Here is a 2,515-nt window from a genome sequence, read left to right on the forward strand (position 1 = left end):
ATGATGGTTTACCGAGTGGCTCGTTCCCAGCTTACCTCGCTGTCGCTCGTCGCGGTCACTTTCGCCCTTCTAGATAAGGAATTCGGCATCCTGCCTCATGCTGTTCTTATCGGCATCCCGCGACGGGGCTTGCACGACCAGCCACAACCCATGACTTATTTGTCATTTGTGATGGCTTTCCATTTGATTCGTCCGTCACCAACGCAGGCCCGTCGCTTTGCCTCGGTCCCGGCGGGCGTCGTTCGCTGTGTTGATGTGTGTTCTATCTCTCCTCTCTTGCTAACCGCTAGCCGGCTAACTGCTAACCCGCGTCATCGCAACCGCTCTCTTCCGTCTCCGCTCATCCTTCGCTACGACGTTGGCCCTGCCGGTGACACCGCCGGCTCCGCTCGGTCGGTCCCTCCCTCGCTGCGGTCGAACACGACGGGCCATCACGGGATCTTCCCTGCTGCATGCTCCACCTGCTTCGTTTTCACTCTTCACACTTCACCCTGCTAAGTTCCTTTCCCGTTTACATGGCCCGTCGTGTTCTCCTGGCATCCCTGCCACCGGCGGGTGGTCAGGCGCGACGTCCATGATCGCTTTGCGCTATCGCTCTTTTTTCATGCCGAAGACCGACGCCCGAAGCCAAGTGGACCGTAGCCATCATGCCGGCATCGTGCGGAGGATGTGGCGGTCGTCGTGACCGCCAGGCATAGTGAAGCTGACGAGCCATCCATTACGGCGGAAGTCGAAACAGTTGTGTGGTCAAGTCATTCGTCCGCCGCTCTCAATCAAGGACGCCCTGCCCTCTCGTCTCGCTTTATCCGCACACTCCGACATAGACGCACTGCCTTTACGCCCCCCGTCCCCTTTGATTCGTCACGTGGCGTTCACCGAGAAGTGTCATTTTTCTCTTTGTTTGAGACTCCGAGCTGTTCTTGATTGTTTAATCTCCTAGACGCGTCTTCCACATCTGCATGGTCCAGTACTTCCCAGCATCCGAACGTTGGTCGTTCTTGGTTGACTCGTGGTGCGAGCAAATCATATTTGTTGTTTCGGTAGGTCGCTACCCTGTCTTGGTGTAACGCGAGTTGCATTGCGACCCATCGTTTAAGAATCTGCTCTTCCGATTTCGACAGCATATCGTTTCCGCTCTGCCTTTTGTCGATGATGAAGCTGACGGAGATGCTCTGCGAAATACGCAAGCCAACAATTGTCAGTTCTTCCTTATCAAGTGAAATTGATTGACAGAATTGATGACGTGCAAGGCTTCTTTCAAGTCGCCTCTCAGCATCAGATTCCGGTACATTTTTGGTAGCGTCTGCTTGGCGGTAGGGAACGGCATTCGCGTAGCGGTGATCATCTGCCGCGTTGGCTATCGGATTTACGATAGAGAACGCAACGCCAATTGCGAGCAAGTAGAATTCTTTTGGTGCAGTCATGAGTATACGTTCCTGAGGCGAGGGGTTATTCGGTCGGCAGTGCTGGCAAAGGCATGCCGATGTTTGGGTATTCACCTTCCGGAGAACCTGGCATGATTCCAATTGGCGGCATCAATTCGTCTCGTCGCGGACGCGGGTATTCCGCATGCCCTGCGATCAGCCCTAAGGCTGTTTGCCAGGTTGTCTTGATTCGCGTGGTAAGGCTCTTACAAGCTCGGATACACGCTAGTCCGCCGCTCGTGCCCTTGCCGTAATTTGTCGTGCGGTTACCATCGCGGCCGATCCGACTCATTTCGTTTTCGAAGAGGTTTGATGCAACATCCATCATATGTGAAACATGTCGCTGCTCATGGCCGTACACCCCCTCGACACTTAAGGTGTTAGGGCCTGTGTAATCCCAAACTCCACCGTCGGCCAAGATCGCGGTGATATCAAGTAAGATCCAGATGCTTACATCGACATTGACCTTTTCGATATACCATCCATCACAACACTCCATGCAGTTGCATTTTGCATCGACAAAGACGTTTGTGAAGCCATGAGCATTCATGTTGTTCAGGGACGCTCTTTGCCAAGGCATGCCCCCAATATCTCCCTTGTCTATAAGTCCCCGAAAGCCCAGTGACTCCCAAGGCTCTCCACATAGATAGCCAGAAGGATCGACAAGACTACACGGCGCACAGTCAAGGAACTGATACACGCTGAGTCCGTCGCGATACCCGATCGGATCACGGCTCAAGAATCGCCCAGCCAACGCGTCGTACATCCGAGCGCGATAGTGATACAGCTTAAGCTCCTCCTCCCACTCGCGGCCCGTGAAGGTGTAGCGGTTTCCTTCCGTTGTTGACGTCCTCGTCGTCCCACTCCCATCGAAGATCGACAGCCCGCCATACGCATCATACGCGTAGCGTTCCTTAATCGCCCCACTCGAATCCGTCAGCGCGGTGACGCTGTACTGTTGGGTGCGGACGTAGCGAGAGGCGAAGTTTGCAATGGACAGGTCGCTTTCAAGTCGTGTTTTGCCGGGCGAGCAGTTTGGTTGACGAAGCGTTTTGCAGCTACGGTTTGATTTTAAATCGGCGCACGGTTTA

Annotated in this window: 2 protein-coding genes; both read right to left on the reverse strand. The window is 54.3% G+C overall.

Translation table 11 applies throughout. From position 1 onward, the window contains the following. Window positions 1-872: 872 nt before the first annotated feature. Window positions 873-1,424, reverse strand: coding sequence for a hypothetical protein (locus H1B37_RS32580; protein WP_182871446.1), 552 nt, complete (start codon window positions 1,422-1,424; stop codon window positions 873-875). 25 nt (window positions 1,425-1,449) lie between these two features. Beyond that, window positions 1,450-2,515, reverse strand: a 1,066-nt coding sequence (locus H1B37_RS32585) for an RHS repeat domain-containing protein (protein ID WP_182871447.1), incomplete at its 5' end; no start/stop codon positions are given.

Origin of the sequence: Stieleria mannarensis (assembly GCF_014154935.1) — a bacterium.
Taxonomy (GTDB): domain Bacteria; phylum Planctomycetota; class Planctomycetia; order Pirellulales; family Pirellulaceae; genus Stieleria; species Stieleria mannarensis.

Excerpts from the sequence above, each read along its gene's own strand:
- H1B37_RS32580 (WP_182871446.1), bottom strand. The coding sequence starts at position 1,424 with ATGACTGCACCAAAAGAATTCTACTTGCTCGCAATTGGCGTTGCGTTC.